We start from the raw sequence: 24,795 nt of genomic DNA, 5'->3' as shown, positions 1-24,795 counted from the left end.
TCACGGTTGAATCGTTTAAATGTCAACCCGTGGTGCAGGTGCTTCCGTTCAGGGTGAACGCAGCCGGGTCGGCTCCGCTGGGCGAGCCGTTGAACCCGATGTTCGTGGACGCGTTCGGCGCGAGCGTGCGGTTCCAGGCCAGATTGGTGGCCGTGACGCTGCCGCCGGACTGCGCGAACGTCGCACCCCAGCCCGGCAACGTGACGCGCTGACCGTCGGCGTAGCTGAAGGCCAGCGTCCACCCGTCGACCGCACTCGTGCCGGTGTTCTTGATCGTCACGCTCGCGGTGAAACCGTTGCCACCGCCCCAGTTCTGCGCCGCGTACCCGACCTCGCACGTGGCAGAGCCGGCGGCTGTCGTCGCCGTCACGATGCCGGAGAACGCCGAGACGTTCCCCGCGGCGTCCCTCGCCCGCACCTGGTACCGGTAGGTGGTCGACGGGGTCAGCCCGCTGTCCGCGTAAGTCGTCGACGCCGACGAAGCCACCTGCGCGAACGAACCACTGCCCGTCGCGCGGAACACGTCGTAGCCGGTCACGCCGACGTTGTCCGTCGACGCCACCCAGTTCAACGTCAGACCACGCGAGGTCACACCCGAAGCGGCCGGAGTGCCGGGCACCGACGGCGGCTGGGAGTCGCCGCCACCACCGAAGATCGTGGCTTCCTTCGAGGTCTGCCGGACTCCGTTGGCACCGTTGAGGAACCGCTCACCCCACGGCGTGAGGCTCGCCGGGTTGAAGTTGGTCGTCATGTCGAGGTAGCCGACGTCGCCGCTGTTACCGCTCCACGACCAGCCGAGGTAACCGAGGCCGCGGCTCTGCGCCTGAGCCATGATCGTGTCCTCGTCCGGGTCGCCGTCGCTGTGGTTGTGCCCGAACTCCCCCACCACCAACGGCAGAGCCTTGAACGCGTCGAGGTAGGCGTTCACCTTGGCCGCCGTGTTGTAGACGCCGTACATGTGGACGGAGAACACGGTGTTGCGCAACGGGTCGGCGTTGAGCACCGACGCCGCGTTGTCCCGCATGACGTTGCCCCAGTCCTGGCCCCACATCGGCGCGTCGGCCATGATCAGGTGCTGCAAACCGGCACCGCGCAGCCTGCCGATCGCGCCGCTCGTCGCGCTCGCCCACGTGGCGCTGACCGACGCGTTGTTGCCGAACGGCTCGTTGCCCAGGTTGATGACGACGTAGTTCTCCTGGCCCTTCAACGCGTTCGCCACACCGATCCAGTAGGTCGCCGCCTGGTCGAGAGTCGCCGCGCCGGCCTGCTCGCCGTAGCCGGTGGTGTCGTGGACCTCCAGCACGCAGATCATCCGGTTCTGCTTGCACAGCGAGATCACGTTCGCGACCTCCGACGCGGGCGTCGGCCCCCACCGCTGACCGCTGCCGAGCACCACGCGAACGGTGTTGGTGCCGAAGGGCTTCATGTCCGCGAACGCCCTGTTCTGGCCTGGGTACCAGACATAGGCGTGGTTCACCCCGCGCATCACGAACGGGGTGCCGTTGCCCTCGACGATCTTCGTGCCCTCGACGTGCAGGCCCGTGGCACCGCCGAGTGTCGCGACGACGGCCGGGAACCAGCGGCCTTCGATCTTCTGGATCCCGGTGGTGCTGTTGGGATGCACGCCGTCGGTGGTGTCCGCCGAGGTGCTGAAACCGGTCCACTGGTCGACCACGGTGACCGGTGAGGCCGCCGTGCTGTTCGTCCGCGCCCAGCCAGGAATCGCGGCGTTCAGGTCGATCACACGCTGCGCGCACGCCGAGCAGTTGGACGGGTTCATCGGGATGATCTGGGCGACGACGAGCTTGATCGCCGGGTTGCTCGCGCGCATCTGGCCGAGCATCGCGGTGTAGGCGTTGAGGATCGTGGCCGCCGGGACGTTGCTCCAGACGTCGTTGGTGCCCAGGTGCATCAGCACGACGTCCGGGCGGGCGGACGACAGCCAGCCGGGAAGCTGGTTGTCCCGCACGATGTTCGTCGCCAGGATGCCGCCGTGGCCCTCGTTCTCGCCGTCGTACGCGAACCCGCAGCCCGGTGCGGGCAACGAGCCTACGAAGTCGACGTCGGTACGTCCGGTGTCCTGCAGGTGTCTCCAGAGCAGTGCCCGCCAGCAGCCGGGTGAGCCGGTGATCGAGTCGCCGAGGGCCATGATCCGCGCGGGTGCCGCGGCGTTCGCGGCCGGCGTCAGAAACGCGGCCAGCAGCAACGCGGCCATCACCGCACGGAGAGTTCGCCAGGTCATGCACGCCATTCTGGGAGCGCTCCCGGAATAGCGGAAACCGCCGAGTGGCCCTATTGCGCCGCGCGAATCCGCCCTGCGGTTCTCGAATTCGACGACATTGTCGAACAATCGACGAGCACCATTCGAAAATCGTTGACGCCCACGCCGCGCCGCCCCAAGATTGCGAAAATGTTAGCGCTCACAGGAGCCCGCGCCGGCCTGCTCGCACTGGCCGTCGCCTGCGGCACCGTCACCGCGGTCGGCGAGTCCCCTGCCCTCGCCGCACCCGTCACCCGCAACCAGATCGCCGTTCCCGCCGCCCCGATGGGCTGGGCCTCGTGGAACACCTTCTTCGAGAACATCGACCACAACGTCATCAAATCCCAGGCCGACGCGTTGGTGTCGAAAGGACTCGCCTCCGCCGGCTACGAGTACGTCAACATCGACTCCGGGTGGTGGAAGGGAACCCGGGACGCGGCGGGGAACATCACCGTCGACCAGGCGCAGTGGCCCGGTGGCATGAAGGCGATCGCCGACTACATCCACAGCAAGGGCCTCAAAGCCGGCATCTACACCGACGCGGGCCGCAACGGCTGCGGTTACTACTTCCCCACTCCCGGACCACCGCACGCGGGCACCGGCAGCGAGGGCCATTACGAGCAGGACATGCTGCAGTTCTCGAAGTGGGGCTTCGACTACGTCAAAGTCGACTGGTGCGGCGCCGACGTCGAGAAGCTCGACGCTCCCAGCACCTACCAGGCGCTCAGCGACGCCGTGACGAAGGCCAGTGCCGCGACCGGCCGCGACCTGGTGCTGTCGATCTGCGAGTGGGGCAAGAACGACCCGTGGAACTGGGCGCCGGGCATGGCCCCGTTGTGGCGCACCGGAACGGACATCATCTTCGCGCACGAGACCCCGTCGATCGACATGGTCTACGAGAACTTCGACAAGAACCAGCGGCCGACCGCGCAGCACACCGGGTACTACAACGACCCGGACATGATGATGATCGGCATGCCGGGCCTGTCCCCCAAGGCCAGCCGCGTGCACATGAGTCTGTGGGCGGTCGGCGGGTCGCCGATGCTCCTCGGCAACGATCTGACCAAAATGGACGATGCCACGATCTCGGTGCTGACCAACCGCGAGGTCGTCGCGGTGGGCCAGGATCCGCGCGGACTGCCCGCGGTCGAGGTCGCGGAGGACGTCCGTGGTCAGCAGGTCTACGCGAAGGTGTTGTCCGGCAACGGACACCGGGCCGTCGCACTGCTCAACCGCACGTCGTCGAGCGCGACCATGACTCTGCGGCTCGCCGATCTGGGCCTGTCCGGTCGCATGGCCGCTGTCCGCAACCTCTGGACCGGCGCCACCTCCTCGATCACCACCGGCAGTCACAGCGTCACCGTCCCGGCGGGCGACGTGGTGATGCTGTCCGTGACCGGAGCCGAGACAACCGCGCTCCCTGTCGAGAACTCGCGCGTCACCGCGAGCGCGGGCGGCCTGGCGGTCGCGACGATCGAGTACGCCAACGGTGAGCGGGTCGCCCGCAAGGCCACCCTGCAGGTCAACGGCGGCCAGGTCCCCACCGCCGTCGCGCTGCCGCCGACCGGCTCAGCGCAGACCAAAGGCACGGTGTCCGTGATCGTGTCGCTGGCCAAGGGCCCCAACTCGTTCGCGCTCACCGGCGACGCGACCGTCGTGGAGGTGCGGGAACTCCCCGGCACCAAAGGCACCGAGGTGATCGGCACGCAGTCCGGGCGTTGCGTGGACATCAACCGCAACACGATCACCAACGGCACGCAGGCCCAGCTGTGGGACTGCAACGGCGGTGTGGCCCAGACGTTCACCCACAACGCCCGCAAGGAGCTCGTGGTGTACGGCGACAAGTGCCTCGACGCGTGGGACCACGGCACCACGAACGGCACGAAGGTCGCGATCTACGACTGCACCGGCGGCACGAACCAGCAGTGGAACCTCAACGCCGACGGCACCATCACCGGCGTGCAGTCGGGGCTGTGCCTCGACGCCCACAACGCGGCCACAGCCAACGGAACCTTGCTCGTCCTGTGGTCCTGCAACGGCAACGACAACCAGAAGTGGACCCGCAACTGATGCCCGGAACCCTGCTCCTGATCCCCGCGCTGCTGGCGGCACTGGCAACACCCGCCCAGCCCGCCACGGGTGGCAGCTTCGAGGTGCTGACCTACAACGTGGCCGGCCTGCCGGAAGGCCTCTCGTCGGGCCACCCCGCGGTGAACACGCCGTTGATCAGCCCGCGACTGGCCCCCTACGCCGTCGTCAACGTCCAGGAGGACTTCAACTACCACGCGGCTCTCTACGCGGGCGACAACCACGCCCACCGCACCCCCACGAGCGGCGGGATCCCGTTCGGCAGCGGCCTGAACACGTTGTCCCACCTGCCTTACAGCGACCTCGAACGCACGAAGTGGTCGTCCTGCAACGGCACGGACTGCCTCACGCCCAAGGGCTTCACGTACAAGCGGGTCGCACTGGCCGACGGGGTGTTCGTCGACCTTTACAACCTGCACCCCAACGCCGGCACCGAACCGGCCGACCTCGCCGCGCGCCGGGCGAACATCACCCAGCTGTCCCGGTTCATCGCGGCGAACTCGGCCGGCAACGCGGTCATCGTCATGGGAGACACCAACACCCGGTACACCCGCGCGGACGACAACATCCGCGAACTGGTCACCACCAACGGACTCACCGACGCGTGGGTGCAGCTGGAACGCGGCGGCCAGGCACCGGCGGCGGGCAGCCCGGCGCTGGTGTGCGACCCGACGCCCACCGACACCTGCGAGGTCGTCGACAAGATCCTCTACCGGGGCAACCGGCAGATCACCCTCACCGCCAGCGACTACCGCAACGACCACACGGCTTTCGTGGACGCGCAAGGCAAACCGCTGTCCGACCACTTCCCGATCGCGGCCAGGTTCGACTGGACGGCCGACCCCGGCATCCGGCTCAGCGCCGAGCACGGCGGCCCGCACGGCACCCCGTTCACCGACCTCGCCGCCGTCGACCAGGGGGCCGTACGCGCGCTGACCTTGCGCGGGGGCAACAGGGTGGACCAGGTCGCGTTCACGGTCGGCAACACCACCTTCAGCCACGGCGGCAACGGCGGTACCGCGTCAACCCTCACGCTCGCGCCGGGCGAGCACCTCGTGTCCGTGAAGTTGAGCCAGGGCAAGCACAACGGCCACACCCGCGTCTTCTCGGCGACGTTCACCACGGACCAGGGGCGCACGCTCTCGGCGGGCAAGGAAACCGGTGACACGCTCACCCTCACCGCGCCCGCCGGATGGCGCATCGCCGGGTTCACCGGCCGCTCAGGCGACGAGGTCGACCGGCTCGGTGCGATCTTCGCGCCCAAGTGACCGGACGCCGATCAGCACCACCCACACGCTCCACACCAGGTAGCCGACGAAGTTGATCTGGTCGGCGCCCGGCACGTCGAACGGCGTCAGCACGCCCGCCGCGATCATCACCGCGGCGGGCAGGCCGAGCCACGGGGCGATCCGCAGCGCCCGGACGATCGCCACCGTCCACGCCGCTGTCAGCAGGTAGCCGAGGGTCTCGCCGATCACGACGCCCAGCACGAGGTTGAGCGTGTCGAACGTGGCCCGGTCGGTCAGGTGCGGCACCACCAGCGGCCATCGAAGCAGGCCGACGACCTGCACCACCGCGGCCGCGACCCCGAGCCACGCGGTGCGTCTGTGCAGCAGCAGCGCGAGCGGGGCGAGCAGGGCCGCGCTGAACGCCAGCAGCGCGAACTCGGCGCCGATCACGCCCGCGTTCGCCTGGAAACGGGTCATCGCGTCCAGCTCCTGAAGGATGGCCGGGTAGTCGAAGGAGGCACCGAGCAGCGCAAATGATGCGTTCGCGGCGACAACAGCCGTGAACGCAAGGGCAGCGATCGATCTCTGTACAGTGTTCAGCATTCCCAAAGTCTGTACGCTGTACAGAGATCGAGTCAAGGGGTTGAAGTGAAACCTGGTCCCAAGCGGTCGCTGTCCGAGGACGCGATCGTCGGCGCCGCGCTGAAGCTGCTGGGCGAACGCGGCGGCGACGCGATGTCCATGCGCAGCATCGCGAGCGAGGTCGGGGTCGCCCCGAACGCGCTCTACACCTACTTCCCGGACAAGGCCGCGGTGCTGCGGGCCGTGGTCGACCGCCTGATCGGCGAGCAGAGCCTCGACGTGTTCACCGATCGGGGCGTCCCGTGGCGGCGACGCGTCCACGAGGTGGCACTCGGCCTGCGCACGCGACTGCTCGACCACCCCGGGGCCACGCGGCTGCTCCTCGGCGCCCCGATGGACGGACCTCGCGCGCTCGCGTTCGGCGAACGGCTGCTCGACCTGCTGACCGAGGCCGGACTGTCCGAAGAGGACGCCGCACGCGCGTCCTACACGTTGATCGTGTACCTGCTGGGGTCGATCGCGCTGGAGGCCGCCGAGCTCGATCCCACCCAGCCCGCGCCACCCGAGGCAGAACGGGTCGCGGAGCGGCGCAAGGGTTTCGACGCGGTGCCGGCGGAGGCGTTTCCGCGCACGGCGGCGACGGCGAGCGTGATGGCCGCCTACATCTCGACCGATCAGTACCTGTGGGGGCTGGACCGGGTGCTCGACGGCCTCACTGGACGTAGAGGCCGTTCTTGATGTCGTCGACCACGGCCTGCCAGAACGAGTAGGGGTCCGCGAGCGTGGCAGCGTCGATGGCGCGCAGCAGTGCGTACACCTGGTCACCCGCGCTGACGTTGGTGCCGTACCGCACCCTGGACAACGGTTTCGCGCCGTCGACCGCGGCGAGGCTCTCCGCGAACGCGCGCACCGAGGCGTTGAGCGGGTCGATCTCGTCCGACCACGGTGGCGCGGTGAACACGGTGCCGTCCGCGCGGTGCACCACGACCGGGATCTCGTCGAGGTTCCACATGCCGATGACGACGTAGTCGGGATCGTCCGCCCACACCGTGATCGTGCCGGCGGCGCGGAACGACACGGCGTCCGTGTCGGGCAGGCCCGTGCTGGTCAGTGCCGCTCGGGCCGCCGCGTTGTCGATCACGGCGACCTGCTGGGCGGTGTAGAGGGTCATCGCGGTCCTGGGCGCTTTCTCGTGAAGAGGTCGTCGACGGCTTCCGACAGGCTCTGGCGGGAGGAGTCCTGCGCCGATCGGGGCTGCCAGGGCCAGGAGTACTGGATCTGGGAGCCGGGCGGCAGGTACTCGTCCAGCATGTCCTGACACCGGTTGCCGGTGGGGCACGGGGAGAACTCGACGTAGAGCCTGACGTCGCGCAGTTCCGTGCGGAGGTCGACCTGGTCCGGGCTGATGCCCTGACGGTCGGCGATCTCCTGGCGCATCTTCTTCAGGATGTCGCCCTCGGCGTGCTTCGTGGAGTCCGCCCTGCCGTCGACCTCATAGGTGTTCCCCTGGCTGTCCCTGAAGGTGGCCCCGCCGTAGAGGTTGTCGCGGTTACCATCGCGGAGCCTGGCCGCCTGCGCAAGCTGACTCTCCGGGGTGTCGCCGTAGCCGACCTGCTCGTAGTGCGAGGGCATCGGGCCGTCGGGGTTGCGTCGAGGTTTGCGCGAGGGTTTCGGCACGTCGGGGTCGCGTTGCCGGGGTGGACGGCGCCGCTTCCCGCCCGGCCTGCCCTTCGGCACGTCGGCGGCGATCTTCTCCTGGCCGTCGGCCACGTCCTTGGCCGGCGTCGGACGTCCGGAGCCGTCGCCCGGTTTGCCTTTCGAGCTGTCGCCGTCGGGTGGCTTGCCGGGACCGTCGCCGCCGCCCCGCTTGTGCAGGACCAGTCGCGCGAGGAGCAGCAGCAGTGCCAGCAGTCTGCGCACGGCCGGCCTACCCGAGGAGCTTCTGGAGGTTGGTCAGGCTGGTGATCAGCCCGGTGGTGTAGACGAGGATCCGGCCGGCCCACTTCACCACGGCCGCGACGATCTGCGACGCGATCACCGGAATCGTCACCACGAAGATCGCCTCCACCGCCCAGACGATCACCCTGGCCACGAGGTCCGCGATCAGGTCGCGGACGATCTCGCGGGTCATCTCGACCAGGCCGCCCGCGCCCTCGGTGGCCGATCCCATCGCCGCCGACACCGCCGCGAGACCACCCAGGGCGCTCACGTTGTGCGTCATGAGCTCCCGGTAGGCGTCCGCCGCGACGCCGTGCCAGTCGGGCAGTTCGTTGTCCACCGCTGCTTTCAGCTCGTTCGACATCGCGGCCAGCTCGGTGGCCATCCTGTTCCACGTGGCCGCGTGCGAGGCGACCACGTCCGGCTTGCCGGTCAGCTCGTCGAGGACCTGCCGCAGCGGCTCGAAGTACTCCATGGCCCAGCCGAGCCCGTTGGCCAGCAACGCGCTGATCGGATCCATCACCGACGCGGCGACCTCGACGCCCAGGGCCGCGCCGGCGAGCGCGTCGTCGACCCAGCCCTCGGTCTTGATCGCGTCGACCAGGCCCTCGATGCTGTCCGCGAGACCGGATCCGGTCCACACCTCGCGGGACGACACGACCGGGGCGATCAGCGACTGGTCGGTCATTGCCCCTGCCCTCCTGCCGCGGTGATCGAACGGGCGTTGGTCTCGTCCACGTCGCCGTACTCGTCGGCGGTGAGACCCAGTTCCTCGGCCACCAGGACGAGGTTCTCCTCGACGTCCGCGATCAGCTCGTCCTGCCGGGTGTGCCGGCCCTCCATCACCGCGGAGATCCACCCGCACAGCAGCCCGTACGCCTGGTCGTCCTGGGCGATGTGCGCGCTGGCGGCCTTCACCGCGTCGAACCGCGCCCTGATCTTCTCCACGGTGCGCGCGTGGGCCCGGATCTGCTCGAGGTCGACGATGTACCCGTCGTCCATGGTCACCTCTCTCGTAAGTAGGAGGTGTTGCCGTAGTCCTCGTCGTCGTCGACGTGCGATGCGGGACCTGCCGCGGCGGGGCCGCCACGCAGGTGCCGTCCGACGCTTTCCGCGATCGCCCGACCTGCGGCGGACTCCGCGCCCACCGTGTCGGCGATGATCTCCTGGGACCGGTCGGCGAGCTTCGTCCTCGCGTCGCCCAGCGTGGCCAGGATCGTCTGGGCGACGACGGACGGCGCGACGCGCTGGATCCGGTCCGTCAGCTTCAGGTCGACCAGCGCGCCGGTGGAGTCGACCGTGACCTCGGCCAGGCCGGTCGCGTCGTTCGCCGTGACCCGCACGGCCTGCAAACGCTCGCTCATCGCCTGCGTGTCGGCGGCCAGCTTGTCGATGCGGCCCTTCCACGCGGCCAGGTGCTCGCGCGCACCGTCCGGGTCGAGAATGCGCTCGTCCATGCCGCCTCCCCTGCAAGAGCATTCGCGGTGGCGCAACTCTTGATCAGGGACCGTACCCGGATGATCGCGGAAATTGTTGGCTATTCAGAAATTCGAACGCACGCGGAATCTGCCAATAGTCCACAGTGGACTGTTCGCGGTCAGAGCTCGATCGACTCGATGGCGGCGGCGGCCAGCGGCATCGCCGTCTCGCGGTACCGCAGGGCGAGGCTCTGGAACAGCTGCTCGGCCTCGATGGCGGGCCAGTCGTCCGCGAGCAGCTCGGCCGGCAGGTGCGGGTCCTGCCGAACGAGCTCGAGCCAGTCCGAGTGCAGGACCAGCTGACGAGCCAGGTCGTCCGGCAACGACTCCTGTGGTACGCCGCCGCCCCACCGACCCACGAAGTCCTGATAACGGGCCGCGATGACGGCCGTGTCGAACGCGCGGGCGGCGAGATCCGCGGCATCGGTCGGCTTCGCGTGCTGGGCGGTGAAGACGGTGACGTTCTCGGTCAGGCCGAGACCGTCGATCATCTCGACGACGTCCCTGGTGCCTGAAGCGATCCACAAGCCGTTCTGCACGGGACCGAAGCCCGCCCACTGCAGCTGGGACCGCAGGTCGTGGCGGTCGCCGCGGCGGCCTTCCGGCAGCGAGAAGCCGACCAGGGTCCAGGTGCCGTCCCACGTCCGGTTGACCGCGCCGGTATGCCAGATCCGCTGCTCGCCGTCCTTGAGCACGCCGGTCGCCCGCGCGGTCAGTCCGAAGTAGACCTTGCGGCCGTTGCGGTGCTTGGTCAGCAGGCCGCGTGAGGTCATCCGGGTCAGCGTCGAACGCACGGCCTCCTCGGAGACGTTCACGCGTGCGAACACGTCGATCACGCTGCCCGAGTAGACCGCGATGTCGCGGTCGAGCACGTAAAGGCCCAGGAAGTTCAGCATCAAGGACTGCGGCGTCACAGGTGTCACGATACATGTTGGGCAGCATCTAGACGAGCGTCACGAATGTGCCGTACTTTGGGTCGCGCACCCCAACGGAGAGGACTCGTCGAGATGGACCTGTCGGGAAAGGTCGCGATCGTCACCGGCGCCGGCCGCGGGCTGGGTCGGGCGTACGCGGAAGCCTTGGCGCGCAACGGGGCCAGCGTCGTCGTCAACGACGTGGACGAGGCCGCGGAAGAGGTCGCCAAGAGCATCGGCGGGGCCGCCGTCGTGGCGCCGGTCGGGTCGAGCGAGACCGCGCAACGGCTGGTCGACACCGCCGTGGCCGAGTTCGGGCGGCTGGACGTGCTGGTCACGAACGCGGGCATCCTGCGCGACCGCGTGCTGTGGAAGATGAGCGACGACGACTTCGACGCCGTGCTCAACGTGCACCTGCGCGGCACGTTCACGTGTGCCCGCGCGGCCGCTGTGCGGATGCGGGAGCAGGGCGAGGGCGGCCGGATCGTGCTGATCTCGTCGCCCGCCGGGCAGCGCGGCAACTTCGGGCAGACCAACTACGCCGCCGCCAAGGCCGGGATCGCCGCGATGGCACGGACGTGGGCGCTCGAACTGGCTCGTTCAGGCATCGACGTCAACGCGGTCGTGCCCGTCGCCGCCACCGAGATGACCAGGACGATTCCGGCGTTCGCACCGCTGATCGAAGAATCCGAACGGACCGGCACGCCGCTGCCCGCGTGGGTGCGGCGCGACGAGGGACTCGGGACGGTCGAGGACGTCGCCGAGCTGATCGTCTACCTCGCGTCGGACGCGGCGAAAGGTGTTACGGGACAGGCGATCGGCATCGGCGGCGACCGACTCGCGCTGTGGGCGCACCCGGCGGAGAAACAGGTCCTTTTCGCGGACGGCGGCTGGACGGCGGCCGCGATCACCCAACGGTGGAACGAGTTCGAACCCGAGTCCTACGGCATCCCGGCTCCGGTGGCACCGTGAACATTCCCAAAATGAATGTGGACGATCTGGTTGCCATCGACGTCCACACGCACGCGGAGATCTCCGCCGACGGCCACAGCTCGCTCAGCCCCGCGCTGATCGAGGCGTCCGCGAAGTACTTCAAGGCCAAGCACCGCCAGCCCACGATCGCTGAAACAGCCGAGATCTACCGCGAACGCAAGATGGCCGCGGTGATATTCACGGTCGACGCGGAGCACGCCACCGGCCACCCCCGGATCGCCAACGAGGAGATCGCCGCCGCCTGCGCCGAGCACGCCGACGTGCTGATCCCGTTCGCGAGCGTCGACCCGTGGAAAGGCCGTGCCGGAGTACGAGAAGCACGCAGGCTCGTCGAGGAACACGGCGTGCGCGGGTTCAAGTTCCACCCCAGCCTCCAGGACTTCTCCCCGGACGACCGGATGGCGTACCCGCTCTACGAGGTGATCGAGGAGCTCGGCGTCCCCGCGTTGTTCCACAGTGGACAGACCGGGATCGGTGCCGGAGTGCCCGGAGGCGGCGGAATCCGGCTCAAGCACTCCAACCCGATGCTGGTCGACGACGTCGCGGTCGACTTCCCACACCTCAAGATCATCCTCGCGCACCCCTCGTTCCCCTGGCAGGACGAGGCTCTCGCCGTCGCGACGCACAAGCCGTTCGTCTACATCGACCTGTCCGGCTGGTCGCCCAAGTACTTCCCGCCGCAGCTCGTGCGGTACGCGAACACCCTGTTGCAGGACAAGGTGCTGTTCGGCTCGGACCACCCGGTGATCACCCCGGACCGCTGGCTCGCCGACTTCGCGAAGCTCGACATCGCCGACGAGGTCCGGCCCAAGATCCTCAAGCACAACGCCGCCCGTCTGCTCGGACTCGTCAAGGAGGACTCGTGACCACCGCAGTCAAAGGACTCGAAGAGCTCAAGGCCCTGAACGGAAAGGACTTGGGCTACACCGACTGGCTGCAGGTCGACCAGAGCCGCGTCGACAGGTTCGCCGACGCCACCGACGACCACCAGTGGATCCACACCGACCCCGAGCGAGCGGCCGACGGTCCGTTCGGCGGCACGATCGCGCACGGCTACCTGACCTTGGCGCTGCTCATCCCGTTGATGAGCCAGCTGCTGGAGGTCTCGGGCGTGCGGATGAGCATCAACTACGGCCTGGAGAAGGTGCGCTTCCCCGCACCCGTGCCGGTCGGCGCCAAGATCCGCCTTCAGGGCCAGGTCGCCGACGTGGCCGAGGTCGCGGGCGACGGCGTGCAGATCACCATCGACTTCACGGTCGAGATCGAGGGTTCCGCCAAGCCCGCGTGCGTCGCGCGCGGCGTCTACCGCCACTACACATGAGGTGAAGTCATGGCGACAACAACGCAGTTACGCCGTGCCGTCGCGTCGAGCTTCCTCGGCAGCGTGATCGAGTACTACGACTTCCTGCTCTACGCCACCGCTTCGGCGGTGGTGTTCAACAAGGTCTTCTTCTCCTCGCTCGACCCGCTGGTCGGCACGATCGCGAGCTTCGGCACGTTCGCCACCGGCTACCTCGCCCGCCCGCTCGGCGGTGTCCTCTTCGGACACTACGGAGACCTGCTGGGGCGCAAGAAGATGCTCGTGCTCACCATGAGCCTGATGGGTGTGGCGAGCTTCCTGATCGGCCTGCTGCCCACCTACGCCCAGGTAGGCTGGCTCGCTCCGGCCGGGCTGATCCTGCTGCGCGTCGTGCAGGGCATCTCCGTCGGCGGCGAGTGGGGCGGCGCGGTGCTGATGTCCGCGGAGCACGCCACGTCACGTCGCGGCCTGTGGGCCAGTTTCACCAACGCGGGCGCGCCGTGCGGCATGGTGCTGTCGACGGCAGCGCTCACCGGTACCGCCGCGCTGGTCGGCGAGCGGGCGTTCCTCGACTGGGGCTGGCGGGTGCCGTTCCTGCTCAGCCTGGTGCTGCTGGCCATCGGCATGTTCGTGCGCATGAAGGTCCAGGAGACGCCGGTGTTCGAGGCGGAGAAGAAGCGCACGTCCGCGCCGCTGCTGGACGTCCTGCGCAACCACCCGCGCACTCTGCTGCTGGGCATCGGCGTCGGCCTCTCCGCGTTCGTCGCCCAGTCGACGCTCACGACGTTCATTCTCGCGTACGGCGTCCAGGCCGGTAGCAGCAGGCAGACCATCCTCAACGCCCTCACGCTCTCGTCCGCCCTCGCGGTGATCGGCATCATCGGCTGGTCGGCGGCGTCGGACCGGTTCGGCCGCCGGCCCGTCGTCCTCGGCGGCGCCGTGCTCATGGCCGCGTTCGGGTTCGCACTGTTCCCCTTGGTGGACAACGGTTACGTCGTCCTTGCGCTGGTGCTCGGCCAGGCCGTGCTGCACCCGATGATGTACGGCCCGCTCGCCGCGCTCTACAGCGAGCTGTTCACCACCGGCAGCCGCTACACCGGTGCCTCGCTCGGCTACCAGCTCGCAGGCCTCGGCGCCGGGCTCGCCCCGCTGCTCTTCGCCCAGGTGCAGCGCAGTGCCGGCACGGGCGCCATCCCGTTCATCCTCGCCGGGTTCTGCGTGCTCACCATCGTCTGCACGGCCGCGTTGCGCGAGACCAGCCACACCAGCCTGACAGGAGACCTGAATGCGGAACGCGGGACTGGGCAGCTGGCCACACCGCCGCGCGCGCATGGCGCCGAAGCGTAGGGCGTTCACCTTCGAGGACACCACCGTCACGTACGGAGAACTGGCCGCACGCACGACGAAACTGGCGCGGCGGCTGGAAGAGCTCGGCGTCCGGCACGGCGACCGGGTCGCCTACCTCGGCCCCAACCACCCGTCGTTCGCCGAGACCCTGTTCGCCACCCACCAGCTCGGCGCCGTCTTCGTACCGCTGAACTTCCGGCTCTCCCCCGCCGAGATCAACTACCAGCTGGCCGACTGCGGCGCGCGCGTGCTGATCCACGCGCCGTCGCACCACGCCGAACACCCGCGAGCGATCTCGCTCGACGACTACGAAACCTGGCTCGCGGGCGGCTCGCAGGAGCCGCTCGACGAGCCCGTCTCGATCGACGAACCCGCCCTCGTCCTCTACACCTCCGGCACCACCGGCCGTCCCAAGGGCGCCATCCTCAGCCACGCCAACCTGTTGTGGAACACGTTCAACCTGATGATCGGCACGGACATCGGCGCAGAGGACGTCGTGTACGTCGTCGCTCCGCTCTTCCACGTCGCCGCGCTCACCCAGACGCTGCTGCCCTCGTTCGTCAAAGGCGGGCACAGCGTGATCAGCTCGCACTGGAGCCCCGAGGACTGTGCTGCGGCGATTGAAGAACACCGCGTGACGTGGATGTTCGGCGTGTCCACGATGTACGCCGACCTGGCCGCGTCACCGCAGTGGCTCACCGCCGACCTGTCCTCGTTGCGCATGCTGATGTGCGGCGGGGCGGCGGTGCCGGATTCCGTGATCCGCGCCTACCAGGACCGCGGGCTGGTGTTCTGCCAGGGCTACGGCCTCACCGAGACCGCACCCGGCGCGACGTTCCTCGAACCGGGCGACAGCCTGCGCAGGGCGGGCTCCGCCGGCACCCCCGTGTTCTTCGGCGACATCCGCCTGTCCGAGATCGGCGAGATCGAGGTGCAGGGCCCGAACGTCACCCCCGGCTACTGGAACGACCCGGTGGCGACCGCGGCCGCGTTCACCGAGGACGGGTGGTTCCGCACCGGCGACATCGGGCGCATCGACGACGGGTACCTCTACGTCGTCGACAGGGTCAAGGACATGTTCATCTCCGGCGGCGAGAACGTGTACCCGGCCGAGGTCGAGAACGCGCTCACCGACCACCCGGACATCGCCGAGGCCGCGGTCGTCGGCGTGCCGGACGCCCGCTGGGGTGAGGTCGGCCGCGCCTTCGTCCGACCTCACACCGGCGCCGTCGTCGACCCGGTCGCGCTGCGGGAGTTCCTGGTGCCCCGCCTCGCGAAGTACAAGATCCCGGTGCACGTCGAGGTCGTCGCCGAGCTGCCGCGCACGGGTTCGGGGAAGGTGCTCAAGCCCGCGCTGCGACGGCTTCCTCTGCCGTGACGCTCGATCCGAGCGGTTCGACCCTGGCCGGCACGTGCTTGTGCCACGGCGTGCCGGCCCACTCGTCGCGGTCCTCGGCGGCGGTGAGCTCGTTGGGAGCGACGCCCGTGCGTTCCTCCACCGTGAGCCCGAGGCCGTTGGGCAGTGAGATGTGGCCGGAGCGCATGGTGTCCGTGACGTCAACGGACACCTCCGCGCTGCCCCGCCGGGTGGTGAGCCTGACCTGGTCGCCTGTCGTGACGCCCAGCCGTTCGGCGTCGGCGAGGCTCATGCGCAGGCGGCCGTCCACGTCACGGCGGCGCCAGCTGGGGTCGCGCATGATCGTGTTGGCGGTGAAGGCTCGTCGTTCTCCTGCGGACAGGACGAACGGCCAGTCCGGGTCCTGCGATTCGATCGGCCTGTCGCCCAACGTGGCCACGGCGGCGAGCAGGTCCGGTACCGCGAGGTTGATCCGGCCGGGCAGGCGGTTCCAGGACTCGTCGTACTCGTCGTCCGTGATGTGCACGCCGTGCTTGCCGTCGACGATCGCCTCGAAGAGCCGCTCCCCCGCTGCGAGGCCGGTCCCGTAGCCCGCTTTCTCGACACCGGCGGGGTTCTTGCGGGCGCATTCGTGGGCGGCCATCCACAGCACGGCGGCTGCTGAGGCGTCGTGCGGCAGCGTCGGGCCGAGCGTGCGGTACAGCAGGACGGACGCGAGCCGTCGCTTCGCCGGATCCGCGAGCACACCGAGGAAGGCCTGCGCGAACTCGGCGCGTCCTCGAGCCGCGGCCTCGCGCAGTGGGGCGTAGTCGTCCTCGGTGAGGGCGCCGGACGCCTCGACGAGCCGGGCGTGGATCTCCGGTTCGGGCAGGACGCCTTCCGGTGCGGCGACGACGGGGTGGCGCAGGTGGAAGAGGTTGCGCGGGAAGTCGAAGTTGAAGAACGTGGCCTCGAACTTCTCGAACTGGGTCGGCGCGGGCAGCACGTAGTCGGCCAGGCGCGCGGTCTCGGTCATCGCGACGTCGATGACGACCACGAGCTCCAGCGCCTCCAACGCTTCCCGCATCCGGGCCGAGTCGGCCAGCGAGTGCGCGGGGTTCGCGCTCTCGACCAGCATCGCGCGGTAGCGGGCCGGGTGGTCGGTGAGGATCTCCTCGGCGATCACGTTGCACGGCACGAGGCCGCTGATGATCCGCGCGCCGGCGACCGGGCTGCGCGGGCCCTCGACGCCCGCGTACCCGCGGTCGCGGCCGATCGGCACCAGGCTGGAAGGCACGTACTGGGCGCCTCGCTTGCCGAAGTTGCCGGTGAGCAGCCAGACCAGCTTCTCGACGTAGCTCACGAGCGTGGAGTCGCGGTTCATCTGGACGCCGAGGTCCTCGAACACGGCGACCGAGTCCGCGGCGGCGATCCGGGCGGCGACCGCGCGCACCAGCGTCTCCTCGACGTCGGCGGCGGCGCAGTAGTCGGCGACCGGTACGTCACGCAGGACGGCGGTGACGGCGTCGAGGCCGTCCGCGTGCTCGGCGAGCCAGTCCGCGGCGATCAGGTTCTCCTGCACGAGCACGGCGGCGAGCGCGGTCAGCAGGTAGAGGTCGGTGCCGGGCCGGACCTGGAGGTGGAAGTCGGCCAGCTCGGCGGTTTCGGTCCGCACGGGGTCGATCACGATCATCGACCTGGCCGGGTCCTTGCCGATGTCCTTGAGCACCGAACGTGCGCGCGGGAAACCGTGGGACTGGTACGGGTTCTTGCCGACGAACAGCGCGACCTCGCAGTGCTCGAAGTCGCCGCGGGTGATGTGGCCGAGCATGCGGGCGTTGACCCAGAACTCGCCGGTCTTCTCCTGGGCGAGCGCGGACGAGCGGTAGCGGGCGCCGAACGCGGCAAGCGTGGCGGGCGAGTACGAACCGCCGAGGTGGTTGCCCTGGCCGCCGCCACCGTAGTAGAAGATCGTCTCGCCGCCGAAGGTGTCGCGGACCTCGCCCAGGCGCGCCGCGATCTCGGTGATCGCGGTGTCCCAGTCGATCTCCTCGAACGTGCCGTCCTGGCGCCGTCGCAGCGGGTGCGTGAGGCGGCCGGTGTTGCCGTTCTGGTGCAGGTCGAGGCGCAGCGCCTTGTTGCAGGTGTAGCCGGCCGACGCGGGGTGCTGCTTGTCGCCGCGGATCTTCTCGAACGACCGTCCGTCCTCACCGACGAGGATCTCGATCCCGCAGTTGCACTCGCAGAGGATGCACGCGCTGGGTTGCCACATCGGCCAGGCTCCTAGTCTCGTTGCCGGAGAAGGGGCGCGATCTCGACGAGCACGTCGTCGAGCGGGCCCAGGTCGCGGTGCGCGCGGCAGAGGATGATCGCTCCCTCGATCACGGAGACGATCACCGTCGCCAGCCGCTGCGCGCGTTGTAGCTCGAAACCGTTGGCGGACAAGGCCTCGGTGAGACTCGTCTGCCACTGGGTGAAGATCTCGCGCACGACCTCGCCCGCGTCGGGGACGATGTCGCGGCTGTCCATGGCCATCGCGGCGACCGGGCAGCCCGCGCGGTAGTCGGTCTTGGTCAGTGCCCGCTTCCAGAAGGCGACGAGGCGTTCGACCATCAGCTGGACGTCACCGTCGGCCGCCGACTCGCTCACCATGGCCGCGATGTAGTCCCCGGCCTGGCGCACCGCGCCCATGACCATCTCGTTCCGGCCGCCCGGGAAGTGGTGGTAGACGGAGCCGCGCGGCGCCCCGCTGTGGGCCAGCACCGCGTCGACCGTGACGCCCGCCGCGCCCCGTTCGCGCAGCAGCAGCACGGCGCTGTCCAGCATCCGCTGCTTCGTCGTCCGCCTGCTCCGGTCGCTCATCACTCAGGACTATGGCAGAAACCATAGTCGGCGGCCAGACCAATGCCCGATGTTCCTGTGAGCGGTCCAAAACAGCCGAATGGGCTAACACATGAGTCCCCGCGCACTACATCCCTGGTGAGGGCCGTGCGGACGGCCCGTTCCTCTCCTCACTCACCGGGAGGCTCAAGATGACCATTGACACCGACATCGCCACGTTGCGCGCGGGGTTCACGGGAACCGTCAGCGCACCGGGTGACGACGACTACGACGACGCGAGAGCGTTGTGGAACGGCCTGATCGACCGCCGGCCGCGCCTCATCGCTCGCTGCGAGTCGGTGGGAGACGTCGCGGCGGCCGTCCGGCTCGGGGTCGACAGCGGCCTCGAGCTCGCGATCAGGGGCGGCGGGCACAGCTTCAGCGGCGCGTCCTGCGTCGACGACGGCTTGATGATCGACCTCAGCAGGATGAACTCGGTCGTCGTCGACCCGGTAGCGCGGACGGCCGTGTGCGGACCTGGCGCTTCGCTGGCCGACCTCGACGGCGCCACGCAGCAGCACGGACTCGCGGTGCCCGGCGGGACGATCAGCCACACCGGCATCGCGGGCCTGACGCTCGGCGGCGGCTTCGGCTGGCTGACCAACGGGCACGGGCTCACGATCGACAACCTCACCGGCGCGGACGTGATACTCGCCGACGGACGCCTGGTGCGCGCCTCGGCCGAGGAGAACCCTGACCTGTTCTGGGCGATTCGCGGCGGTGGCGGCAACTTCGGCGTCGTGACGTCGTTCGAGTACCGGCTGCACGAGGTCGGGCCGATGGTGAACCTCGGGATGTTCTTCTGGGACCTCGACCACGGCGGCGACATGCTGCGGCTGGTGCGGGAGATCGCGCCGACGCTGCCCCGCTCGGCGGGCGCGATGATCGCCGGCCTCAACGCGCCGCCCGCGCCGTTCGTGGCGCCGAAGCACCACTTCAAGCCCGGCTACGCGTTCATCATCGCGGGCTTCGGCAGCCCGGAGGAGCACGCCCGGCTGGTCGCGCCGCTGCGGGACGCGGGACCGCTGTTCGAGTTCGTGACGCCCATGCCGTACGTGGGGTTGCAGTCCATGTTGGACGACAGCGCGCCTTGGGGCATCAACGCCTACGAGAAGGCGTTGAACCTCGACGAGCTCACCGACGACGTCATCTCGGTGATCACCGAGATGATTCCGCTGAAGAACTCGCCGATGTCGATCATGCCGATGTTCCGCCTGGACGGCGCGTACTGCGAACCCGGCGAGGACGACACGGCGTTCAGCGCGCGTCGCACCCCGATGTACGTCGCCAACTTCGCCGCGGTGGCTCCGACTCCCGACCTGCTGGAGCTGGACCGGGCATGGTCTCGCGGGTTCTACGAGGCGTTGCTCCCGCATGCGGGCGACGCCGGCGTCTACGTGAACTTCATGGCCGAATACGAGGAGGACCGCGTGCGTGCCGCGTACGGGCAGGCCAAGTACCAGCGGCTGGCCCGGATCAAGGCGGCGTACGACCCCGCCAACGTCTTCCACCGCAACATGAACATCAAACCGGAGGCGTGATCACCGCGGGCCGTGGCAAGCTGCCCGCATGGTCGACGTCGACGCGGCTCTGGCGAGGCGGCTCGTCGACGCGCAGTTCCCGCAGTGGGCGGGCTTGCCGTTGCATCCGCACGCCCCGGCGGGCTCCGACCACGTGATCTACCGGCTGGGCGAGGAGCTGTCGGTGCGGCTGCCTCGCCACGCCGGTGCGATCGGCCAGGCCCGGAAGGAAGCTGTGTGGCTGGCCCGGCTGGCTCCGCACCTGCCTCTCGCCGTGCCCGAACTGGTCGCGGTGGGAGAACCCGGCTTCGGCTATCCGTGGCCGTGGGCGGTGTCGCGCTGGTTGGACGGCGAGGTGGCGACCGTCGACGCGCTGTCCGGTTCGCACGAGGCCGCCCGTGCACTGGCGGAGTTCCTGACCGCGTTGCACGGGTTCGACGCCGAGCCGACCGCGGATCTCGCCGGCCTGCCGCTGTCCACCCGGGACGCGGCGACGCGAAAGGCCATCGCGCAGGTCGGCGACGTGTTCGACAGCGCGGCGATGATCGAGCTGTGGGACGCGGCTCTCGCCATGCCCGACGGTCCACCGGTCTGGCGCCACGGCGACTTCCACACCGGCAACCTGCTCACGACCGATGGCCGTCTCAGTGCTGTCCTCGACTTCGGCGAGCTCGGCGTCGGCGACCCGGCTCTCGACCTGATCATCGCCTTCACCCTCCTGTCGGCCGAGACGCGGGCCACCTTCCGCGCCGCGCTCGACGTGGACGATCGCATGTGGACTCGCGGTCGCGGCTGGGCCCTCGCCACCGGACTGAACGCCTACACCTACTACGCCGCAGTCGATCCCCGCGTCGCGGCGCAGACCACCCGTCAGATCAATCACGCTCTAATTGGCTGGTGACCGACTGAACCGGTCTGCAAGATGACCGGCGTGCAGTCACGTGTAGAGATCCGCGAGGCGGTCGAGGACGACTGGCCCCAGATCTGGCCGATCATCCAGAACATCGTCACCGAACAGCAGACCATCCCCTACGACCCTGACCTGAGCGAGGACAGCGCCAGGCGGATGTGGCTGCTGGCCGAGCCGGCGCGAGTGGTCGTGGCCACCGACGGCGACCGGGTGCTCGGCACCGCGAACATGTACGCCAACCGGGGCGGCCCCGGCAACCACGTCGCGTCCGGCACGCTGATGGTCGCCGAAGACGCTCGGGGCATGGGCGTGGGACGAGCCCTGACCACCGACCTCGTCGACTGGGCTCGCGGGAGCGGGTTCGCGGCCGTCCAGTTCAACGCCGTCGTCGACACGAACGCGGCTGCCGTCCACCTCTACGAGAGCCTCGGCTTCGTCACCCTCGGCATCGCTCCCGGGGCGTTCCGTCACCCCGTCCAGGGCCCTGTCGGCCTGCGCATCATGTGGCTCGACCTGTAGGAACACTTTCACTACAGATTGTTGCGTAAGCCCCTTCCGGACTTCCGCTACACGTTGTAGCTTTACCGGCCATGTACCTGACGCAGGGCCTGCACCGGGCCGCGCAGCAGACGCCGGACGCGGAGATGACCGCGTGCTCCGGGCGCCGGCGGACGTGCGCGGAGGTCCGGGACCGGGTGGCACGGCTGGCCGGTGGCCTGCGCTCGCTGGGGGTGAGCGCGGGCGACCGGGTCGCGATGCTGGCGTTGAACTCCGACCGCTACCACGAGTACCTGCTCGCGGTGCCGTGGGCGGACGCGGTGCTCAACCCCGTCAACACCCGGTGGAGCCCGTCCGAGATCGTCTACTCGTTGCGCGACTCGGTGACGACGGTGCTGCTGGTGGACGACGCGTTCGTGCCGATGCTGCCGGTGCTGCTGGAGTTGTATCCCGAACTGAGGACCGTCGTGCACGCCGGGGACGGGCCGGTGCCGGACGACGCGATCGGGTACGAGGAGTTGATCGCCGGGTCGCCTGCTGTTCCGGACGCGCGACGGGGTGGCGACGCGTTGGCCGGGTTGTTCTACACCGGTGGCACGACGGGTTACCCCAAGGGAGTCATGCTCTCCCACGCGAACCTGGCCACGTCGTCGCTCGGCCTGGTCGCAAGTGGACAGGCGTTCCGGCCCGGCGCGCGGCTGCTGCACACCGCGCCGATGTTCCACCTCGCCGACCTCGCGACGTGGGGTGCGGTGCTCGCACTGGGTGGCAGCCACGTGTTCCTGCCGGGGTTCGACCCGGTGACGGTGCTCGCGACGATCGAACGGGAACGGATCACGGACTGCCTGCTCGTACCGGTCATGATCCAGCAGCTGGCCGATTCGGGTGCGGTGTACGACCTGTCGAGTCTGCGCAACGTCCTTTATGGAGCTTCACCGATTCCGCGGACCGTGCTCGAACGCGCGATGCGGGCGTTCCCCAACGCGGACTTCGTGCAGGCGTACGGCATGACCGAGCTCGCGCCGGTCGTGACCGTGCTGAGCCCGTCCGACCACCGCGACCCGGCCCTGTTGCGCTCGGCGGGACGGGCCGCGGCGCACACCGAGCTCCGCATCGCCGGCGACGTGCCGCCCGGCACGGTGGGAGAGATCCAGGTGCGCGGCGGCCACGTGATGCTCGGGTACTGGGACAAGCCCGCCGAGACGGCCGCCGTGCTGCACGACAGGTGGATGCACACCGGCGACGCGGGCTACCTGGACGAGAGCGGCTACCTGTTCATCGTCGACCGGCTCAAGGACATGATCGTGTCCGGCGGCGAGAACGTGTACTCGTCCGAGGTGGAGAACGCGATCGCGCTCCATCCCGCCGTGGCGTCCTGTGCGGTGATCGGCGTGCCGGACGACGAGTGGGGCGAGCGCGTCCACGCCGTGGTCGTCCTGCAAGACGGGGTTTCGCTGGGCCACGACGAGCTCCGGGCGCATGTGAAAACGCTCATCGCGGGCTACAAAGCGCCGCGCAGCACCGATTTCGTCGAGTCGTTGCCGGTGTCGGGCACCGGCAAGGTCCTCAAGCGCGATCTCCGCGCGGCGCACTGGGAAGGGCAGACCCGCCAGGTCAACTGATTCAGTCGAAGGAGCCCCCATGCTCAGAACCACCCGTTCCGCCATGATCGTGCTGGCAGGGCTGGCCGTCACCATCGGCGCTCTGGAGAGCATCCCGTTCCCCGCTTTGCCGCTCCTGCAACGAGAACTCGGCCTCGACCCCGCCCAGGCAGGCCTGCTGTCCACCACCCTGATCATCACGTCCGCGATCACCATGCCGATCGTCGCGAAGATCGCCGACGACCGCGGTGGCCGCCGAACCCTGCTGGTGCTCACGTGGTGCATCGTCGCCGGAGCCGTGCTGTCCGCGTTCGCGACGACGTTCCCGGTGATCCTGCTGGGCCAGCTCCTCCAGGGACTCGGCGGCGGCATCCTGCCGGTCTCGTTCGTGGTGGCACGCGAGCTCTTCACGGACTCGACCCCGGTGGCGGTCGGCTGGCTCACCGGCCTGTTCACCGTCGGCACCGGCCTGGGCGTGCTCGCCTCGGGTCCGCTGGCAGACGCGTTCTCCCGCCAGTGGATGTTCCTGTTGCCCGCGTTGATCGTCGCGGCGGTGGCGTTGGTCGCGCCGCTCGTCCTGCCCAGCCGCACCCGCACCCGGACCGGGCCGCCGGACTGGATGGGCGGTGCGCTGCTGGCGTTGACACTCGCGGTGCTGATGCTCGCTTTGTATGCGGCCGCGCTGGTCCTGCTCGCGCTGGCCCTCGTGCTCGGCGCCGGGTGGGTGCTGGTCGAACGACGGTCCGCGCACCCGATGGTCGACTTGCACGTCCTGAGGACACGCGGGGTGTGGACCGCGAGCGTCATGGCCGGCGCGCTGGGGGCCAGTTACTCGGCGACGTACTTCCTCGTCCCCCAACTGCTTTCCACACCGCGGTTCGGCGCGACTCCCAGCGACATCAGCCTGTACCTGCTCCCCACCGTGGTCGTGGCGATCGTGGTCGGCCCGTTGTCCGGCCTGCTCGTGCGCCGGGCCGGTGCCCGCACGGTCGTGGTGACCGGCCTGGCCCTGACCGCTACCGGCACGTTGTTCCTGGCGGTGTGGCACTCCGCGCCGTGGCAGATCGTCGTGGGCATGCTGGTGACGCTCGGCCTCGGCGTGGGCACCGCGTCGACCGCCACCTACACCAGCGTGATCGCCTCGGTGCAGGAGTCGAACACAGGCGTCGCCTCAGCCACCTGCGGCATCGCGCGCGCGATCGGTGCGGCACTGGGAGTCCAGGTAGCGGCGGCTCTGCTCACCTCGTCGCCGTCCGATGCGACGTTCCGGCTCGGTTTCCTGCTCGCCGCGGCCGTCGTCCTGCTGCCACTCGCCCTCGTGCGCGGTGTTCCCGGGGACCGGTCCCTTCGCGTGGTCCCCACCATGGCGGAATGAACGTCCTTCGGAGGGTCGCGGTCGCCGCCGCGTGCTGCGCATCTGTCGCCTGCGGCACCGCTCCCACCCAGCCCCCGCCCACGTCGACGTCGAGCGGGCCGGACCAGACCGTCGTCAGCTGGGTGGCGGGGTACTGCGTCGCGCTCAAGGACATGGTCGTGGAGGTGTACAAGCTGCCCAAGGAGTCCGACATCGCGACGGAGGCAGACCTGCCGAAGGCCGACGCCGCCCTGCAGTCACTGCAGGCCAAGCTGCAGACCGCGGTGTCCGGGCTCGAGAAACTCCCCCAGCTGTCGCCTCCCGCCCAGGACGCAGACGCCATCGTCGCGGACCGGCTCGCCACCTACCGCAAGCTGCTGGGACAGGTCACCGAGTACCGCGCGGTGATGCCGCACAAGGGAGTCCGCTACGCCCAGTCTGCGCTCGTCGTGGTCGGCGTCGACCTGGCCGCCTACAAGCCGCCCCACTGGGCTCACGACGTTCCTGGACTTGGAGAGGTGATGAAGGCCAACGAGGACTGCAAGCTGGTCGTGTGACCGTCGTGGC

The 24,795-nt window shown here is 69.3% G+C and carries 24 protein-coding genes; 14 read left to right on the top strand and 10 right to left on the bottom strand.

All coding sequences use genetic code 11. The annotated features are described in order from the left end of the window. Positions 1 to 22 precede the first annotated feature (22 nt). Positions 23 to 2,242 (bottom strand): cellulase family glycosylhydrolase, encoded by a 2,220-nt coding sequence (locus AB0M24_RS12495; protein WP_363765053.1) that lies wholly within the window; start codon positions 2,240 to 2,242, stop codon positions 23 to 25. Positions 2,243 to 2,410: 168 nt separating this feature from the next. Here AB0M24_RS12495 and AB0M24_RS12490 point away from each other — a divergent pair, with 168 nt between their 5' ends. Further along, positions 2,411 to 4,330 carry a ricin-type beta-trefoil lectin domain protein gene (locus AB0M24_RS12490; protein ID WP_363765050.1) on the top strand — a complete coding sequence of 640 codons (1,920 nt, stop codon included), beginning with the start codon at positions 2,411 to 2,413 and terminating at the stop codon, positions 4,328 to 4,330. Then, entirely contained in the window at positions 4,315 to 5,616 is a 1,302-nt protein-coding gene (locus AB0M24_RS12485) for a jacalin-like lectin (RefSeq protein WP_363765047.1), read from the top strand. Before AB0M24_RS12490 ends, AB0M24_RS12485 begins: the two co-directional genes overlap by 16 nt. Here the strand turns inward: AB0M24_RS12485 and AB0M24_RS12480 are convergent. Then, a complete protein-coding gene (locus AB0M24_RS12480; RefSeq protein WP_363765044.1) occupies positions 5,569 to 6,180 on the bottom strand; it encodes a DUF4386 domain-containing protein in 612 nt (203 codons plus the stop codon). The two genes, AB0M24_RS12485 and AB0M24_RS12480, sit on opposite strands and share 48 nt — an antisense overlap. 45 nt (positions 6,181 to 6,225) lie before the next feature. Here AB0M24_RS12480 and AB0M24_RS12475 point away from each other — a divergent pair, with 45 nt between their 5' ends. After that, complete coding sequence (locus AB0M24_RS12475) at positions 6,226 to 6,897, top strand: TetR/AcrR family transcriptional regulator (protein WP_363765041.1); 672 nt, start codon at positions 6,226 to 6,228, stop codon at positions 6,895 to 6,897. On the opposite strand, the gene AB0M24_RS12470 is transcribed toward AB0M24_RS12475, so the two are convergent. From AB0M24_RS12470 to AB0M24_RS12445, 6 genes are all read right to left on the bottom strand, one after another. Beyond that, entirely contained in the window at positions 6,872 to 7,330 is a 459-nt protein-coding gene (locus AB0M24_RS12470) for an SUKH-4 family immunity protein (protein WP_363765038.1), read from the bottom strand. The two genes, AB0M24_RS12475 and AB0M24_RS12470, sit on opposite strands and share 26 nt — an antisense overlap. Then, on the bottom strand, positions 7,327 to 8,079 hold the full coding sequence (locus tag AB0M24_RS12465) for a nucleic acid/nucleotide deaminase domain-containing protein (protein WP_363765035.1): 753 nt from the start codon (positions 8,077 to 8,079) through the stop codon (positions 7,327 to 7,329). Before AB0M24_RS12465 ends, AB0M24_RS12470 begins: the two co-directional genes overlap by 4 nt. Before the next feature lie 7 nt (positions 8,080 to 8,086). Next, the gene (locus tag AB0M24_RS12460; RefSeq protein WP_363765032.1) at positions 8,087 to 8,785 is read right to left on the bottom strand and encodes a hypothetical protein; all 699 of its coding nucleotides are present in this window, start codon (positions 8,783 to 8,785) and stop codon (positions 8,087 to 8,089) included. Beyond that, complete coding sequence (locus AB0M24_RS12455; protein ID WP_363765029.1) at positions 8,782 to 9,099, bottom strand: type VII secretion target; 318 nt, start codon at positions 9,097 to 9,099, stop codon at positions 8,782 to 8,784. Before AB0M24_RS12455 ends, AB0M24_RS12460 begins: the two co-directional genes overlap by 4 nt. A gap of 2 nt (positions 9,100 to 9,101) precedes the next feature. Further along, positions 9,102 to 9,554 (bottom strand): YbaB/EbfC family nucleoid-associated protein, encoded by a 453-nt coding sequence (locus AB0M24_RS12450; protein ID WP_363765025.1) that lies wholly within the window; start codon positions 9,552 to 9,554, stop codon positions 9,102 to 9,104. 140 nt (positions 9,555 to 9,694) lie between these two features. Then, entirely contained in the window at positions 9,695 to 10,489 is a 795-nt protein-coding gene (locus AB0M24_RS12445; RefSeq protein ID WP_363765022.1) for a PaaX family transcriptional regulator C-terminal domain-containing protein, read from the bottom strand. A gap of 93 nt (positions 10,490 to 10,582) precedes the next feature. Here AB0M24_RS12445 and AB0M24_RS12440 point away from each other — a divergent pair, with 93 nt between their 5' ends. The 5 genes from AB0M24_RS12440 to AB0M24_RS12420 are packed head-to-tail and all read left to right on the top strand — an operon-like array spanning position 10,583 to position 15,507. Continuing rightward, positions 10,583 to 11,461 carry an SDR family oxidoreductase gene (locus AB0M24_RS12440; RefSeq protein WP_363765019.1) on the top strand — a complete coding sequence of 293 codons (879 nt, stop codon included), beginning with the start codon at positions 10,583 to 10,585 and terminating at the stop codon, positions 11,459 to 11,461. A gap of 11 nt (positions 11,462 to 11,472) precedes the next feature. Continuing rightward, positions 11,473 to 12,348 (top strand): amidohydrolase family protein, encoded by an 876-nt coding sequence (locus AB0M24_RS12435; protein WP_363765016.1) that lies wholly within the window; start codon positions 11,473 to 11,475, stop codon positions 12,346 to 12,348. Continuing rightward, positions 12,345 to 12,803, top strand: a complete 459-nt coding sequence (locus AB0M24_RS12430; protein ID WP_363765013.1) for a MaoC family dehydratase — start codon at positions 12,345 to 12,347, stop codon at positions 12,801 to 12,803. Before AB0M24_RS12435 ends, AB0M24_RS12430 begins: the two co-directional genes overlap by 4 nt. A 9-nt stretch (positions 12,804 to 12,812) precedes the next feature. Further along, positions 12,813 to 14,129, top strand: coding sequence for an MFS transporter (locus tag AB0M24_RS12425; protein ID WP_363765010.1), 1,317 nt, complete (start codon positions 12,813 to 12,815; stop codon positions 14,127 to 14,129). Further along, entirely contained in the window at positions 14,068 to 15,507 is a 1,440-nt protein-coding gene (locus AB0M24_RS12420; RefSeq protein WP_363765007.1) for a long-chain fatty acid--CoA ligase, read from the top strand. The genes AB0M24_RS12425 and AB0M24_RS12420 overlap by 62 nt, the downstream gene beginning before the upstream one ends. Here the strand turns inward: AB0M24_RS12420 and AB0M24_RS12415 are convergent. Beyond that, positions 15,473 to 17,737, bottom strand: a complete 2,265-nt coding sequence (locus tag AB0M24_RS12415) for a molybdopterin-dependent oxidoreductase (RefSeq protein ID WP_363765004.1) — start codon at positions 17,735 to 17,737, stop codon at positions 15,473 to 15,475. The two genes, AB0M24_RS12420 and AB0M24_RS12415, sit on opposite strands and share 35 nt — an antisense overlap. An 11-nt stretch (positions 17,738 to 17,748) precedes the next feature. Further along, positions 17,749 to 18,327 carry a TetR/AcrR family transcriptional regulator gene (locus tag AB0M24_RS12410; RefSeq protein ID WP_363765001.1) on the bottom strand — a complete coding sequence of 193 codons (579 nt, stop codon included), beginning with the start codon at positions 18,325 to 18,327 and terminating at the stop codon, positions 17,749 to 17,751. A gap of 170 nt (positions 18,328 to 18,497) precedes the next feature. Here AB0M24_RS12410 and AB0M24_RS12405 point away from each other — a divergent pair, with 170 nt between their 5' ends. From AB0M24_RS12405 to AB0M24_RS12380, 6 genes are all read left to right on the top strand, one after another. Next, positions 18,498 to 19,886 (top strand): FAD-binding oxidoreductase, encoded by a 1,389-nt coding sequence (locus AB0M24_RS12405; RefSeq protein WP_363764998.1) that lies wholly within the window; start codon positions 18,498 to 18,500, stop codon positions 19,884 to 19,886. A 28-nt stretch (positions 19,887 to 19,914) separates the two neighbouring features. Then, on the top strand, positions 19,915 to 20,766 hold the full coding sequence (locus AB0M24_RS12400) for an aminoglycoside phosphotransferase family protein (RefSeq protein ID WP_363764995.1): 852 nt from the start codon (positions 19,915 to 19,917) through the stop codon (positions 20,764 to 20,766). 30 nt (positions 20,767 to 20,796) lie between these two features. Beyond that, positions 20,797 to 21,294 carry a GNAT family N-acetyltransferase gene (locus tag AB0M24_RS12395; protein WP_363764992.1) on the top strand — a complete coding sequence of 166 codons (498 nt, stop codon included), beginning with the start codon at positions 20,797 to 20,799 and terminating at the stop codon, positions 21,292 to 21,294. Between the two features lie 71 nt (positions 21,295 to 21,365). Next, entirely contained in the window at positions 21,366 to 22,895 is a 1,530-nt protein-coding gene (locus AB0M24_RS12390; RefSeq protein WP_363764989.1) for a long-chain fatty acid--CoA ligase, read from the top strand. A gap of 19 nt (positions 22,896 to 22,914) precedes the next feature. Continuing rightward, positions 22,915 to 24,249 carry an MFS transporter gene (locus tag AB0M24_RS12385; RefSeq protein ID WP_363764986.1) on the top strand — a complete coding sequence of 445 codons (1,335 nt, stop codon included), beginning with the start codon at positions 22,915 to 22,917 and terminating at the stop codon, positions 24,247 to 24,249. Beyond that, positions 24,246 to 24,785, top strand: a complete 540-nt coding sequence (locus AB0M24_RS12380) for a hypothetical protein (protein ID WP_363764983.1) — start codon at positions 24,246 to 24,248, stop codon at positions 24,783 to 24,785. The genes AB0M24_RS12385 and AB0M24_RS12380 overlap by 4 nt, the downstream gene beginning before the upstream one ends. Positions 24,786 to 24,795: the final 10 nt, after the last annotated feature.

It is taken from the genome of Lentzea sp. NPDC051838, from assembly GCF_040681245.1.
In the GTDB taxonomy this organism is placed as follows: domain Bacteria; phylum Actinomycetota; class Actinomycetes; order Mycobacteriales; family Pseudonocardiaceae; genus Lentzea.
The sequence above is the reverse complement of the archived record's forward strand: the minus strand, read 5'-3'. Positions and strand labels throughout refer to the sequence as shown.